This window comes from Streptomyces sp. NPDC002467, from assembly GCF_042889825.1.
Classification (GTDB): domain Bacteria; phylum Actinomycetota; class Actinomycetes; order Streptomycetales; family Streptomycetaceae; genus Streptomyces.
Genome location: NZ_JBIARJ010000007.1, coordinates 300,501 through 315,592, shown reverse-complemented (window position 1 = coordinate 315,592; position 15,092 = coordinate 300,501). Strand labels below are relative to the sequence as shown.

The following is a 15,092-nucleotide window of genomic DNA, read 5'->3' as shown; positions in this document are numbered from 1 at the left end:
CGAACGGCAGCTCCGAGCGATCCCGGGTCGAGGCCGGAAGACGGCTCGTCGAGGACGAGGATCTCCGGCTCCATGGCGAGGACCGTGGCGACGGCGACCCGGCGACGCTGCCCGAAGGAGAGGTGGTGCGAGGTCCGCCATCCCGACCTTCTCCGGAGCGCGCAGGCCACCGCCTCCGGCGCGGCGCTCCGGACGCCCGCCGCGGCCGGGTCGAAGCCACGTCCTCGTGGACGGTCGGCATGAAAAGCCGGTCGTCGGGGTCCTGGAAGACGATGCCGGCCTTCCGCCGGATCTCGGCCAGGTGCTGCTTGCCGACGGGCAGCCCGGAGCTCCGCGAAGAGGCGGCGTGGGTGCCGGCGACGGTCGAGGGGGGTGCGGTCGAAGTGTCCGGACCCTGCAACCACGACAACGACACCGCGAAGATTTCCGCGGTGCTCCACGACTGGGAGCACCGGTTGGGCACCCGTGTCGTCGCAGCGGGGTTCGACACGCTGCACCTCGGCGTTGCCGCACCGCCGGTGAGCGAGCCGGATGCCCTCCTGGTCGCGGCCGAGCGCTCTGCGTTCTGTCCGGACAACGTCCGGCAGGGCCGCAGACCGTACACACTGACCGCGTACGCCGACCGGCTCACCGGCGCCCACCGCTGGGACTTCTGGTGGGACTGATCCGACCTACACCTGGTAAGCGATCCTCCGTCTGGCGGGAAGGGATCTTCAAGGGCTTCGCGCATGCCTGATCAGAGCCGCTCGTGAACAGCCAGGGGGCAAGACGACCCGGCTCGGCTCGACAGGGCCCACTACGAGACGGAGCAACTCCACCGCGCCATCACCGCGTTCGCCCACTTCCTGGGCCAGTCGATGCCGGACGGGATGATCAGGCGCGCACTGCCTGCCCGGCCGAGCCCGTGATGCCCCCCGGCAGACCGGCCATGTCGAGATCCCTCGCCAGGCCCCCGGCCCGCCACCGCGGCACGTCGCCGCACGCACACTGTCCCCGTCAAGCCGGGTTGGAGCGTTCCCAGGCGTCGAGGATTTCAGCGGGGATGCGGCCGCGGAGTGGGACCTGGTGGCCGTTTGCCCGTGCCCACTCGCGGATTGTCTCGGTGCTGACGGAAGGCCGGGCCGGGGCTTCGGTGTATTCGACGGCTGGGGCAGTGGAAGGGGCAAAGGTGCCGGGGAGGGCGGGGAAATCGCTGGGGAACTGGGGGGCTGATGCCTCCCCGGTAAGGAGGGACGTAAGGAAGGAGGTGAGGGTCCCTTCGTAGGTGTACCACTGTGGTCCGCGGGCTTCGTTGACGGCGATGTGCCAGTTGCCGGGAGTGCGCAGCGGGTCGGTGATCCAGAACAGGTATTCGCCGTTGCTGGTGACTCCGATGGTGAACAGGTGTTGTGGCTGGTAGGGGACGGGGTGCGTGCCCTTGTCGTAGTCGTGTCGCAGCTGGTTGCGGACCCGAGCGGGCATGGGCCCGGTGAGGTTGGTCCAGGGCGTATTCGCGTTCGGATGGAAGATGTTGATGTAGTCGCCGTAGAGACCTGCTCCGTAGGTGTCTGCGAGCTGTTTGTAGTCCTCGGGCAGGATCATCCCGAGTTCGGTTTCCACCGCGTTCCAGTCGGTCGGGATCTGCGGTGTGTTCGGTGGGGGACAGATGCGGCGGAGAGCGGCGATGTCGGTCATCGGAATCCTTGGAGACGGCGGGCGTTGGAGACGGCGGGCGACGGCACTGGTGGTCCGGCCTGTCGCGACTGGGACTTGTCCGGGCGATCTTGGATTCAGAGGGGCAGGTCCCGCTGACGGACACCTAGGATCCGTGCATGATCGCTGATCTTCAATGTGTCGTGCTGGACTGCTCGGATCCGGCGGAACTCGCCGAGTTCTACCGATCGGTGCTCGGCGGGACCGTCAATCAGCAGGATCGGCGGTGGGCAGTCGGCGACGGCTGGGCGACGTTGCACACGCCCTCCGGTCTCGTGTTGGCCTTCCAGCGGTCAGTGGACTATCGGCCGCCTCTGTGGCCGGACCCTGCACGTCCCCAGCAGTTCCACATGGATTTCGGCGTTGCGGACCTGGACCAAGCCCAAGAACAGGTGCTGGCCATGGGGGCGACCGTATTGGACGACGGTTCCGAGGGACGGAGCTGGCGTATCTACGCCGATCCCGCAGGGCATCCTTTCTGCCTGGTCCGTCACTGAGGGCCCGTTGCGCTCAAGGTCTGTGGAGTGTCACTCCCCGTGGCGCTGGACCCTTGACGGTGGGTCGGTTGGGAGCCGTTCTCATGACTGGCCGGGCCCGTCGAGCCGTTCCGTGGGACCGGCGAACGAGACGAAGAGGGTCCGTGTGGTGAGCAGCCGGGCATCGTCCACCTTGCGGAACGTGTCTTCGTAGTGCCCCACTTGAGCCGGGGGCCGCGGTGGTACGAGGCCCTCGTGGTCGTAGCCCTCGTCCGCGAGCCGCTCGGCCGGCCGTCGGCGGCGGGGACCGCGGCGGAGCGGATGGGCGGGATGCCGCGCACGAGTGGCTTCAGGGCCTGGCTGTCGTGCATGTTCGCGCCGGGGACGCGCAGGGACAGCGGCAACCCGTTCCGGTCGGTGACCAGGATGAAGGGCACGGTGCCTCCTGAGGCGATCTCGGTTCGGTCCGTGTCGGCGGTGTCCCGACCCGAGGTCCCCGAACGGCGTCGGAACACGGCCTTCAGCCCGTGCTCGCGCAGGTCGTCCGCGGCTCGTGTCACGTGAACAGGGGAACGGAAACAGGCGACTTCACCCGAATCGATGCCGTTCCTAGGCTGGACGGGCAAGCAAGCGGAGCATGCGTCGCGGGCCGGTCACCGGTGCGGCGCCGAGGGAGTTGTCTTGGCCAGTCACGATCCGATCGAACGCCCTGCGGAGCCGTCGTTCAGCGCGTTCCGCGCGTCCGGAGCGCAGCAGCGGATGTACTTCCTCCAGCAGCTGGAGGAGGGCAGGCCGACCTACCACATGCCCGTCTTCTACGGCCTCGAAGGCCCGGTGGACGAAGCCGCGCTCCGCGCCTGCGCCCAGGGTCTGGTCGACCGGCACGAGGCGCTGCGCACCCGCTTCGTGCTGCGGGACGGCGAGCTGTGGCAGCACATCGACACCGAGGCCGCGCTCGCCTGGTCCTCCGCCGCGGCGCGCGGAGCCGGGGACGTCGAGGAGTGGATGGCCGCCGAACACCACCGGCCCTTCGACCTGGAGTCCGGACCGCTTTTCCGGGCGGCCCTGCTGCACACACCCGAGGGCGCGGTCCTCGCGCTCGCCATGCACCACATCGTCGCCGACGGCTGGTCCGTCGGGATCCTCGCCCGCGAGCTCCTCGCCGCGTACGCCCACCACGGCGACGGGACCGGCGGCCCCGACGGCGCCGACCGGCGGCGCTCGGCCGGGATCGTGGCTCCGGAGGCCCCCGAGTACCAGTACGCAGACTTCTCCGACTGGCAGGAGGAATGGCTCCGCGGCGCCGCCGCCCAGCGCCAGCTCGCCTACTGGGAGAAGCAACTGGACGGCGAACTGCCCGACGCGCCCCTGCCCCGCGACGGCCGGCCCGCCGCAGGAGCGGCCCGCGGCGCGGCGGCGCTGCACTCCTTCGAGGTGCCGGCCCCGGTGCTCGCCCGGATGGAGCGCCTGTGCCGCGACACCCACAGCACCCCGTACACGCTGATGCTGGCGGCCTTCCAGATCGTGCTGGGCCGCTACACGGGCACCGACGACGTACTCGTCGGGACGCCGGTGGCGGGCCGGGGCCGCAAGGAGTTCCAGGACACCGTAGGCCTGTTCGTCAACACGCTGGTGATCCGCGCCGACCTGTCCGACGATCCCGCCTTCCGGGTCCACCTGGAGCGCGTACGGGACACCGTGCTCGACGCCCAGGACCACCAGGACCTGCCCTTCGAACGCGTCGTCGACCGGATCGCCACCGGACGCACCGGCGAGGAGGCCGCCCCCTTCCAGGTCATGTTCGGCCTGCACGACGAGGACGGCATGACCGAGGGCCTGCCCGGCCCGAAGGCCACGCTGCTCGAAGGACCGGCCGGAACAGCCAAGTTCGACCTGACCTTCGACGTCGTGCGCACCGGCGGCGCGCTGAGCTGCCGGCTGGAGTACCGGGCGGACCTGTTCGAGGCCGCCACCGTCCGACAGTTCGGCCGGCACTTCGCCCGCCTCCTGGACGCCGCCACGGAGAACCCCGAACTGTCGATCGGCGGACTGCCGATGCTGGCGGTCGACGAACGGACCGGCATCGGCTCGCCGCTCCCGGACCGCGCCGCCCTCCCGCACACCCCGGGCGAGCCGGCCTGCGTCCACGAGATCTTCGCCGGACACGCCGCCCGCACCCCCGACGCTGTCGCCCTCGTCCACGAGGGCACCTCCCTCACCTACCGCGAGCTCGACACCCGGGCCAACCGGCTCGCGCACCGGCTGCGCGCCCTCGGCGTGGGCCCCGACACCCTCGTCGGACTGTGCCTGCCCCGCTCCGCCGACCTCGTCGTCGCTCTGCTCGGCATCCTCAAGGCCGGCGGCGCGTACCTGCCCCTCGACCCCGACAACCCGCCCGAGCGGCTGCGCCACATCGTCCAGGACGCCCGCCTGGAGCACGTCGTGGGCACCACCGACACCCGGGCCCTGTGGGACGCCCCCGGCCTGCACACCGTCGACCTGCTCGCCGACGCCCCGCTCCTGGCCGCCGAACCGGACACCGCCCCCCACACCGGCGTGACCCCCGAGCACCTCGCCTACGTCATCTACACCTCCGGGTCCACCGGCCTCCCCAAGGGCACCCTGGTGCCCCACGCCAACGTGACCCGGCTGTTCTCCGCCACCGACCACTGGTTCGGCTTCGGACCCGACGACGTGTGGACCCTCTTCCACTCCATCGCCTTCGACTTCTCCGTCTGGGAGCTGTGGGGAGCCCTCGCCCACGGCGGCCGCCTCGTCGTGGTCCCGTACGGCACCAGCCGCTCGCCCGAGGAGTTCCACCGGTTGCTGCGCGCCGAACGGGTCACCGTCCTCAACCAGACCCCCTCCGCCTTCTACCAGTTGGCCCGGGCCGACGAGGAACACCACCGGACGGCCGGACCGGCCGACCCCGGGCTCGCCCTGCGCCACGTCGTCTTCGGCGGGGAGGCCCTCGACGTCGCCGCCCTCGCCGGGTGGTTCGCCCGGCACGGCGACACCGCACCCCGGCTGGTCAACATGTACGGCATCACCGAGACGACCGTGCACGTCACCTACCGGCCGCTGACCGCCCGCGACGCCGAGGAGGGCCGCGGCAGCGTCATCGGCGTGCCCATCCCCGACCTTCGCCTGCACCTGCTCGACGCGCGCGGCCGGACCGTCCCGCGCGGCGCCGTCGGGGAGCTGTACGTCGCCGGAGCGGGCCTGGCCCGCGGCTACCTGCGCCGGCCCGAACTCACCGCCGAGCGCTTCCCCACCGGACTCGCCGACCGCGGCGCCGACGGGCCCACCGGGCTCGCGGCGGGCGAGCGGCTGTACCGGACCGGCGACCTGGCACGCGCCCTGCCCGACGGGGACCTGGAGTACCTCGGCCGCATCGACCACCAGGTCAAATTGCGCGGCTTCCGGATAGAACTCGGCGAGGTCGAGGCGGCGTTGGCCGCCCACCCCCTCGTCGACGCCGCGATCGCACTCGTCGCACCGGATCCCGCGGGGAACGACGTCCTGGTCGGCTATCTGGCCGTGACCGGGGCCGACGACGGGGCGGGCCCCACCGTCGAGGAGATGCGCGAGCACCTCGCGCGGCGGCTGCCCGGCTACATGATCCCCGGTGCGTTCGTCACCCTGCCCGCCTTCCCGCTGACCGCCAACGGCAAGACCGACCGGCGCCGGCTGCCCGCCCCCGGCTCGGCCGGCCGTACCCCCACCGCCGCCTACGAGGCACCCCGCGGGCCGGTCGAGACCGCGCTCACCGATGTCTTCGCCCAGGTGCTCGGGCACGAACGGGTCGGCGCCCTGGACAACTGGTACGCCCTCGGCGGGGACTCCATCCGTTCCCTCCAGGTGCTCGCCCGGGTCCGGGAACGAGGCCTCGACCTCACCGTCGCCGACCTCATGAGATGTCAGACGGCCCGCGCCCTCGCCCCGCACGTCGCCCCGCGGGACCGGGCCGCGGCCGCGGCCGAAGCCCCGTACGAGCCGTTCGCACTCCTGACCCCCGCGGACCGCGCCGCCCTGCCCGAGGGGCTTGAGGACGCCTACCCGATGACCCGGCTCCAGGCCGGCATGCTCTACCACAGCGACCTGCCGTCGGCCGGCGGACGCGTCTACCACAACGTGGCCTCCTACCTGGTCGAGGCGCCCTACTCCGAGGACGCCTGGCGCACCACCGTCGAGGTCCTCGCGGCCCGGCACGAGATGCTGCGCACCTCCTTCGACCCGCACGGGTTCGGCGAGCCCCTCCAGCTCGTCCACCGCGGCGCCCGCCCGGAGATCACCTTCGAGGACCTGTACGGCCTCGACCCCGAGGCGCAGCGCACCGCCGTCGCAGCCCGCTACGCCGCCGAGCGCGACAGGCCGTTCACCTGGGACCGGCCCCCGCTGATCCGCTTCCACGTCCAGCGGCTCTCCGACACCCGGCTCCAACTGTTCGTCGCCGAGCACCACGCCGTCCTCGACGGCTGGAGCGAACGCTCGCTCCTCACCGAACTCGCCTCCTGCCACACCGAGGCGCTCGCCGCCCGGACCCCTGCCGACGGCCCCTCCCCACAGGCCGGCCCCTGCTCCCGGTTCGCCTCCTTCGTCGCCCTGGAACGGGCCGCTCTGGCCGACCCCGGGCAGCGTGCCTTCTGGACCGGCAAGGCCGTCGACGCCCCCGCGACCCGGCTGCCCCGCCCGGCGGCGACCGGTGGACCCGCCCGGATGTCGTGGTACCTCGCGCCGCTCCCGGAGGGGCTGCACGCCCGGCTGACCGCCCTGGCCGCCGAGTGCGGCGCACCGCTGCGCACCGTCCTGCTCGCCGCCCACCTCAGGGCCATGGCCCTCCTGGGCGGCGGCGACGCCGTCACCACCGGAGTGGTCCACAACGGCCGGGCGGAGGAGACCGACGGCGACAAGGTCGTCGGAGTCTTCCTCAACACCCTTCCGCTGAGCGCCGAGATCACCGGTCTCAGCTGGCGCGGCCTCGTCGCGCACGTCGCCGAGCTGGAGGCGGAGCTGCACGCGCACCGTCGCTTCCCGCTCGCCGAGATCCAGCGCCTGTCCGGCGGCGGACCGCTCTTCGAGACCTTCTTCAACTACACCCACTTCCACGTGGAGCGGGACGGGCCCGCCGACGGCGCGTTCACCGTGCTGGAGGAGATCGGAGAGGCCGGCACCGACTTCGCGTTCGGCGCGGAGTTCTCCCGCAGCCCCGACGGCTCCCTGCTCGAACTCGGCCTGCGCTTCGACGCCGCCCAGTTCTCCGAGGCGCAGATGGAGAGCGCGCACGCCTCCTACACCGCCGCCCTGTGCGACATGGCCGAGGCCCCCGATCGCGACTGCACGACCGCCGACCTGCTGTCGGAGGCCGAACACCGCCGCTACGCCGACTGGAACCGGACCGTCGTCGACTACCCGCAGCCGCACGTCCTGACCCGGCTGATCGACGCCCAGCGCGACCGGACCCCGGACGCCCCGGCCGTGCGCTTCGAGGGCGCCGAGCTGACCTACCGCGCCCTCGACACCGAGGCCGAGCGGCTGTGCGCGGCCCTGCGGGAGCGGGGCGCGGGCCCCGGTACCTTCGTGGGCCTGCTGCTGGAACGCTCCCTCGCCCTGCCCGTCGTCCTGCTCGCCGTCCTGAAGTCGGGCGCCGCCTACGTCCCGCTGGACCCGGAGCACCCGTCGCCGCGCGTGCGGTCCCTGCTCGCCGAGTCCGGCATCGGTCTGGTGGTCACCGAAGGCGCGTGGGCGGAGCGGCTGGAAGGCTCAGGAGTCACCGTCGTCAGGCCGGACGCGGCCGCGACCGGCACCGAGGGCCCCGCAGGGGCGCCCGAGCCCTCCGACCCCGCGTACATGATCTTCACCTCGGGCTCCACCGGAAAGCCCAAGGGCGTCGTGGTCTCCCACCGCGCCATCGCCAACCGGCTGCTGTGGATGCAGGACGAGTACGGGCTGGTCCCGGGGGAGCGGGTGCTGCACAAGACCCCGTACACCTTCGACGTCTCCGTGTGGGAGCTGTTCTGGCCCCTGCTGACGGGCGCCACCCTGGTCCTCGCCCGCCCCGGCGGGCAGCGCGACCCCGGCTACCTCGCCGGCCTGATCCACGACGAGGGCGCCACCACGGTGCACTTCGTCCCCTCCATGCTCAGCGTCTTCCTCGACGACCCCGCGGCCGTGGCCGGCGCGGCAGGGCTCACCCGGGTGGTGTGCAGCGGCGAGGCCCTGCCGTACGAGGTCCAGCGCAGGTTCTTCGAGCGGCTGCCCGGCGTCGAGCTGCACAACCTCTACGGGCCCACCGAGGCGGCCGTCGACGTCACGTACTGGCAGTGCCGGCCGGACGGCGGCGACACCGTGCCCATCGGCCGGCCCATCGCCAACATGCGCACGCACGTCCTGGACCGCCGGCTGGCCGAGGTCCCCCTCGGCGTCACCGGTGAGCTCTTCCTCGAAGGCGTCGGCCTCGCCGACGGCTACCACGGACGTCCCGAGCTGACGGCCGAGCGGTTCATCGAGCACACCGGTCCCGACGGCGTCACCCGCCGCCTCTACCGGACCGGCGACCTGGCCCGGCACCGCCCCGACGGAGCCCTGGAGTATGCGGGTCGCACCGACCACCAGCTCAAGATCCGCGGATTCCGCGTCGAGCCGGGGGAGATCGAGGCCGTCCTCGCGGAACACCCCGGGGTGCGCGACTGCGCGGTCCTGCCCCGCGGCGAACGCCTCGTCGGCTACTTCGTCCCCGGGGCGGTAGGCCCGGACGCCGCACTCGCCCCCGACCCGAGCGCACTCGCCGCCCACGCCCGGGAGCGGCTCCCCGAGTACATGGTCCCGTCCGCATGGGTGTGCCTGCCGGACCTCCCGCTGACCGCCAACGGCAAACTGGACCGCGCCGCCCTGCCCGACCCGGACCCCGCCGACCTGCGCGGCGGCGTCGCACCGACCCCGCCCCGCGACGCCCTCGAATCCCGCCTCGCCGGGATCTGGGAGCGGCTGCTGGACGCCGGCACGGTCGGCGTCCACGACGACTTCTTCGAGTCCGGCGGGCACTCCATCGACGCCCTGCGCCTGATCGGCCGCATCAACCAGGCCTTCGGCGAACGCCTCGGCGTCTCGGCCGTCCTGGAGCACCCGACCGTCGCCCGGCAGGCGGCGCTGCTCCGGGGCCGCCACGTCGCCGTGGCCCCGGACCCGGTGGTCCGCCTCCAGTCCGAGGGCACCCTCGACCCGCTCTTCCTCGTCCACCCGGTCGGCGGGAACGTCTTCTGCTACCGCACCCTGGCCGCCGAACTGGGTACCGAACGTCCGGTGTTCGGCCTGACGGCGCCCGGACTGACCGAACCCGCAGCGGCCCCCGACGCCACGGTCGAGGAGCTGGCCGCCGCCCACCTGGAGGCCCTGCGCCGGATCCGGCCCTCCGGCCCCTACCACCTGGCCGGCTGGTCCTTCGGCGGGCTCCTCGCCCACGAGATGGCGGTCCGGCTGCGGGCCGCCGGGCAGGAGGTGGCGACCCTCGCGCTGCTGGACACCGGCTACCCGGAGCCGGGCCACGTCCCCGACGACGAGTGCGAGATGCTGGAGTGGTTCCACGAGGACCTGGCCCGCTCCGCCGGCTTCGACCCCTCCGACGAGAGCGCGTCCGCGCTGCGCGGCGCCCTGCGGAGCGTCGCCGACACCACGGACAGGCTCACCGTCCTCGCCGAGCAGGTGGAACGCGACGGCTTCGCCCCCGGACTGGACCCGCGGGACCTCGCCCGGCACTACGCGGTGTTCCGGACCGGGATCCGAGCCGCCGCCGCGTACGAGCCCCCGGCCGCCCCCTGCCCGGTCCTCTTCCTCCAGAGCACCACCGGGGCCCGGGAGCACGCCGCCGATCGATGGGCGGGCCGGGCCGGGGCGGGCTTCACCCGCCACGACGCCGCCACCGACCACTACGGGCTGATGCGGCCGCCGCACAGCACCCGGGCCGCCGCACTCCTGCGCACCGCCCTCACCGCGGCCGACCACCGCTGAACGGGTACCCCGGCCCGCCCGGGGTACCCGTCCCCCCTTCCCGCGCCGCGCGTCGATCAGGCATGCCCCGACGCGCCGCCGCACCAGAACAGGAACGGAACACACCACGTGACGAGTGACACCCCGGGGCCCGCCCCCGAGCTGAGCGGCCGGATCCGCGGCGGTCCCGCCGAACTCCTCCACGACGAAGTCCTCGCCCCGCAGTTCGGGTTCGAGTCCCGCCACCTGCTGCGCCACTACGTCGCGATCGAGAAGACCCTGGCCGCCGAGTACGTCCGCATGGACCTGATCTCCGGCGAGGAGGCCCACCGGATCGCCGGCCTGCTGGACGCCGTCGGGCCCGATACCCTCAGCGCGCAGCCCGGCGCCAACATGTCGGACATCGCCTTCGCCCTCGAACGGCACGTCGAGGCGGGCCTGCCCGCCCCGGTCGCGCACTGGCACGCCGACCGCAGCCGCAACGACCTCCAGGCCTGCGCCCAGGTGATGTACGGCCGCGACCAGCTCGCCCGCTTCGCCGACGCGCTCCTCGAACTCGGCTCCGTCGTAGGCGAATTGGCGCAGGAGACCTGCGACCTGCCCATGCCGGGGTACACCCACTTCCAGGCCGCCCAGATCATCACCCCCGGTTTCCACCTCGCGGCTCTCTCCGAGCACCTGCTGCACACCCACGCCCGACTGCTGCACGCCTACGACGGCATCGACGCCTGCCCGCTGGGCGCCGGCGCCATGGCCGGACAGGAACTGCCCTGGGACCGCGACCGGATGGCCCGGCTGCTCGGCTTCTCCCGGCCGCAGCCCCATGCCCTGACCGCCGTGGCCTCGCGTCGGTGGAGCGCCGAACTGACCGCGGAACTCAGCCTGCTGGGCACCGCGCTGAGCCGCTTCACCACCGACCTGCTCACCTGGGGCGGCAGCGAGTACGGGTTCATCGAACTGCCCGACGAACTGTCCGGCATCTCCTCCGCCATGCCGCAGAAGAAGAACTACCCGGTCCTGGAACGCATCCGGGGGCGCACCGCCCACCTGACCGCCTTCCACTTCGACGTGCTCCTGGGCCAGCGCAACACACCCTTCTGCAACCTGGTCGAGGTGTCCAAGGAGGCCGGCACCCACCTGCTGAACGCCTTCGATTCGGCCCACGGCACCGTCCGCCTCCTCACCGAGGTGCTGCGCAGGCTCACCTTCCGCGCCGACCGCATGCGCCAGGTGTGCGAGCGCGAGTTCCTCGGCGGCTTCAGCCTCGCCAACGCCCTCTGCCTCACCGAAGGGGTGCCCTGGCGCACCGCCCAGGTCGTCGCCGGGAAGTACGTCGTGCTCGCCGCGACGGCGGGCGCCGCCCCCGCTCCGGGCGAACCCGCCCTGCTGGTCGAGGCGGCCGCCGGACACGGCATCACCCTCGCCGACCCCGCCCGGCTCCTCGCCGAGGCCTTCGACGTCGACCGGGGCCTGGAGCGCATGGTGTCCGCCGGGTCGGCCCGCCCCGACGCCGTCCGCGCGGTCCTGAGCACCCAGCGGGAGACGTACGAGCAGCTGCGCGCCGACTGGCGGACGCGCGCCGCCGCGCTCCGCGCGGGCGCGGCGGAGGGCGACCGCGCCCTGTACGGAGCGCCCGACGACACGATCCACGAGGAGGACGGCGATGGCACCCGCACCCGCGTACAGCACGCCCACTGACACCGTCGCGGGGGCGACCGCCGCCCCCGTCGGCCCCGGCTCCGGCAGCGCCTTCGGCACCTTCGGCGAACTGCTCCAGGGAGCCCTGCCCCAGCCGCAGGGCGACTTCCTGGTCACCTTTCCCCTCGCCCGCTGGGCCACCGCCGTGTTCCTCCCCGAGCCCGGCCGCCGCGAGGTCCGGGTGCGCCCGGCGCACAAGGCGAAGTCCCGTCGGGTCGCCGAGGCCGTCCTGGCCGCCCTCGGCACGGCGGACGGCGGCCTGCTGGAGGTCGCCGGGGATCTGCCCGAGGGCAAGGGCCTCGCCAGTTCCTCCGCCGACCTCGTCGCCACCGTACGGGCCGTCGGGGCCGCCCACGGGCGCGCCTTCACCCCGGCCGAGACGGAGGACTTCCTGCGCGGAATCGAACCGGCCGACGGGGTCATGTACGACGAGATCGTCGCCTTCCACCACCGGGAGGTGCGCCTGGGCCGCCGCCTCGGGGTGCTCCCGCCGCTCACCGTCGTCGCCCACGACGAGGGCGGCCAGGTCGACACCGTCGCGCACAACCGGGGCGCCCGGGCCATCGACGCCGCCGACCGGGAGGAGTACGCACGCCTGCTGGACCGGCTCACCGACGCAGTGGCCCGCGGCGACCTCGCCGAGGTCGGCGCCGTCGCCACACGCAGCGCCGAGATGAACGCCCACCGCCGCCGGCGCGCCGGATTCACGGAACTGCACGCCCTGTGCCGCGAGGTCGACGGGCTGGGCCTCGTCCTCGCCCACAGCGGCACCATGCTCGGCGTCCTCCTGGAGGCGAACGACCCCGCCCTCGCCGGCAAGACCGAGCACATCCGGGCCGGCTGCGCCGCTCTCGGCGGCGAGGTGTCCGTACACCGCTCCCTCGGCGCCGACGACAGCTGGAGCCCGCAGGCCCCGCCCGCCCACCCCACCGAGCTGGAGATCTGAGCATGCTGTTCGACACCGTGACGGACGCGATCGGCGGGACCCCGCTGGTCCGGCTGCGTCTGGGCGAGGCCCGGGGCGTCGAGGTCTACGCCAAGCTGGAACTGCAGAACCTCTTCGCCATGAAGGACCGCGTCGCCCGCAACATCCTCCTGGAGGCCCGGCGACTGGGCACCCTGAAGCCGGGCGACCCCGTCATCGAGAGTTCCTCGGGGACCATGGCCCTCGGCGTCGCCCTCGTCGGCCGCTCCCTGGGCCACGAGGTCCACATCGTCACCGACCCGCGCATCGACCCCGTCACCCTCGCCAAGCTCCGCGCCCTGGGCTGCCGGGTGCACGTCGTCGAGGCCATGACCAGCCACGGCTGGCAGAGCGCCCGCCTGGAGCGGCTCGCGGAGCTGCTCGCCGAACTGCCCGGCGCCTTCTGGCCGCAGCAGTACACCAACCCCGACAACCCCGGCGCCTACCGCACCCTCGCCGGTGAACTCCTCGCGGACCTTGGCCGGTTCGACACCCTCGTCGGAGCCGTCGGCAGCGGCGGCTCCCTGTGCGGCACCGCCCGGGCGCTGCGCGAGAGCCTGCCCGCCCTGCACGTCGTCGGCGTCGACTGCGTGGGCAGCGCCCTGTTCGGCCAGCCCGACGTACCGCAGCGGCTGCAGAGCGGGCTGGGCAACAGCCTGCTGCCCAAGAACCTGGACCGCACCCTCGTCGACGAGGTGCACTGGCTCAACGACCACGAGGCCTTCGCCGCGACCTGGGACCTCGCCCGCGAGCAGCAGATCTTCGGCGGCAACACCTCGGGCTCCGTCTACCGGGTCCTCACCGGCCTCGCCGCCCTCGCCGAGCCCGGGAGCCGGATCGTCGGCATCCTGCCCGACCGCGGCGACCGCTACGCCGACACCGTCTACGACGACGAGCACTGGGACGCCCACCGGCTGCGCGAGGTGCCCACCGCCACCGCGCCGGCCGCCCTCGGACCCGACGGGACCGCCCGCACCTGGTCCACCGTCGCCTACAGCCCGCCCGCCGGGATCGGCCGGCACCTGCTGTTCGTGGAGTCCAACACCACCGGCACCGGCATGCTCGCGCTGGACCGGGCGTGCGAACTGGGCACCGTACCCGTCCTGCTGACCGGCGACCCCGACCGCTACCGAGGCCTCGCGGAGACCGGGGCCGAGGTGGTGCGCTGCGACACCAACTCCGACGCCGCCCTGCGCGCCGCCGTACAGGAGCGGTTCCGCCGCGAGGAGATCGCGGGCGTCACCACCACCAGCGACTTCTACGTACCGGCCGCGGCCCGGATCGCCCAGTGGCTGGGCCTGCCCGGCAACCCGCCCGACGCCGTGGCCGTCTGCCGCGACAAGGCCGCCCTGCGCGAGAGGTTGCGGGCCGAGGGCGTCCGCCAGCCCCGGTACGCCCTCGTGCGCGAGCCGGCCGGGGCGGCGGAGGCCGTCGCCCGCACCGGACTGCCCTGCGTGGTCAAGCCGGCCGACGACTCGGGTTCCACCAACGTCCTGCTCTGCGCAGACGAGTCGGAGGTCCGCGCGCAGATCGAGAAGATCCTCGCGATCGACACGAACGTACGGGGCATGCCCACCGCCCGCACCGTCCTCGTCGAGGAGTACCTGGACGGGCCGGAGTACAGCGTCGAGATGTTCGGCGGGGACGGGCAGGCCGTGTGCGTGGGCATCACCGCCAAGTCCGTGACCGAGGGCCCGCACTTCGTCGAGCACCGTCACCTCTTCCCCGCCCCGCTGCCCGCAGCCACCGCCCAGCAGATCACCGAGACGGTGACGGCGGCCCTGGACGCGACCGGGATCCGCCTGGGCGCCACCCACACCGAGGTCAAACTGACCGCCGACGGGCCCGCCCTCATCGAGATCAACCCGCGCCCGGCCGGCGGCATGATCCCCGAACTGATCCGACTGGCCACCGGGGTGGACCTCCTCGGGGAACAGCTCCGCGTCGCCCTCGGCGTGCCCCCGCACCTCAAGGCCGAGGGGGCCGGCCACGCCGGGATCCAGTTCGTCCTCGCCGACGCCGACGGCACCCTCACGGCCGCCCACGGCACCCGGGAGGCCGCCGCCGTCGAAGGGGTGGAGTCGGTGCTGGTCACCGCCGCCCCGGGCACGCCCGTACGCAAGCCCCGCAGCGCCTCCGACCGCCTCGGGCACGTGATCGCCCGCCATCCGGAGCCCGAGGGCGTGCACGCCGCCCTCGACGCGGCGCGGGCCCTGCTCCGCCTCGACATCGAGACCGAACCCCGTTCCTGACCCACCGTCGCACCCCGTCCAACG

At 73.3% G+C, this 15,092-nt stretch carries 7 protein-coding genes and 2 pseudogenes; 6 read left to right on the top strand and 3 right to left on the bottom strand.

Annotated elements, in window-relative coordinates:
• Positions 1–17 precede the first annotated feature (17 nt).
• A pseudogene (locus ACFYYJ_RS17670) lies at positions 18–415 on the bottom strand (ATP-binding cassette domain-containing protein); the annotation flags it as partial.
• Here ACFYYJ_RS17670 and ACFYYJ_RS17665 point away from each other — a divergent pair.
• The gene (locus ACFYYJ_RS17665; protein ID WP_389133385.1) at positions 351–665 is read left to right on the top strand and encodes a DUF4253 domain-containing protein; all 315 of its coding nucleotides are present in this window, start codon (positions 351–353) and stop codon (positions 663–665) included. The pseudogene ACFYYJ_RS17670 and the gene ACFYYJ_RS17665 overlap by 65 nt on opposite strands.
• A gap of 331 nt (positions 666–996) precedes the next feature.
• Here ACFYYJ_RS17665 and ACFYYJ_RS17660 read toward each other — a convergent pair whose 3' ends face one another.
• The gene (locus ACFYYJ_RS17660) at positions 997–1,674 is read right to left on the bottom strand and encodes a histone-like nucleoid-structuring protein Lsr2 (protein WP_389133383.1); all 678 of its coding nucleotides are present in this window, start codon (positions 1,672–1,674) and stop codon (positions 997–999) included.
• 137 nt (positions 1,675–1,811) lie between these two features.
• Here ACFYYJ_RS17660 and ACFYYJ_RS17655 point away from each other — a divergent pair, with 137 nt between their 5' ends.
• Positions 1,812–2,189: a VOC family protein gene (locus tag ACFYYJ_RS17655; protein ID WP_385120107.1), complete on the top strand. Its 378-nt coding sequence runs from the start codon at positions 1,812–1,814 to the stop codon at positions 2,187–2,189.
• A gap of 225 nt (positions 2,190–2,414) precedes the next feature.
• Here the strand turns inward: ACFYYJ_RS17655 and ACFYYJ_RS17650 are convergent.
• Positions 2,415–2,593, bottom strand: a pseudogene (locus ACFYYJ_RS17650) (IS5/IS1182 family transposase); the annotation flags it as partial.
• A gap of 256 nt (positions 2,594–2,849) precedes the next feature.
• On the opposite strand from ACFYYJ_RS17650, the gene ACFYYJ_RS17645 reads away from it, so the two are divergent.
• From ACFYYJ_RS17645 to ACFYYJ_RS17630, 4 genes are all read left to right on the top strand, one after another.
• Positions 2,850–10,175, top strand: a complete 7,326-nt coding sequence (locus ACFYYJ_RS17645; protein WP_389133380.1) for an amino acid adenylation domain-containing protein — start codon at positions 2,850–2,852, stop codon at positions 10,173–10,175.
• 108 nt (positions 10,176–10,283) lie between these two features.
• The gene (locus tag ACFYYJ_RS17640; RefSeq protein WP_389133377.1) at positions 10,284–11,852 is read left to right on the top strand and encodes an argininosuccinate lyase; all 1,569 of its coding nucleotides are present in this window, start codon (positions 10,284–10,286) and stop codon (positions 11,850–11,852) included.
• A complete protein-coding gene (locus tag ACFYYJ_RS17635; protein WP_389133375.1) occupies positions 11,818–12,798 on the top strand; it encodes a kinase in 981 nt (326 codons plus the stop codon). Before ACFYYJ_RS17640 ends, ACFYYJ_RS17635 begins: the two co-directional genes overlap by 35 nt.
• A 2-nt stretch (positions 12,799–12,800) precedes the next feature.
• Entirely contained in the window at positions 12,801–15,068 is a 2,268-nt protein-coding gene (locus ACFYYJ_RS17630) for a pyridoxal-phosphate dependent enzyme (RefSeq protein WP_389133372.1), read from the top strand.
• The last annotated feature ends 24 nt before the right edge of the window (positions 15,069–15,092 follow it).

Coding starts and splice junctions, on each gene's coding strand:
- ACFYYJ_RS17655 (WP_385120107.1), top strand. CDS start 1,812: ATGATCGCTGATCTTCAATGTGTCGTGCTGGACTGCTCGGATCCGGCG.
- ACFYYJ_RS17630 (WP_389133372.1), top strand. CDS start 12,801: ATGCTGTTCGACACCGTGACGGACGCGATCGGCGGGACCCCGCTGGTC.
- ACFYYJ_RS17660 (WP_389133383.1), bottom strand. CDS start 1,674: ATGACCGACATCGCCGCTCTCCGCCGCATCTGTCCCCCACCGAACACA.
- ACFYYJ_RS17635 (WP_389133375.1), top strand. CDS start 11,818: ATGGCACCCGCACCCGCGTACAGCACGCCCACTGACACCGTCGCGGGG.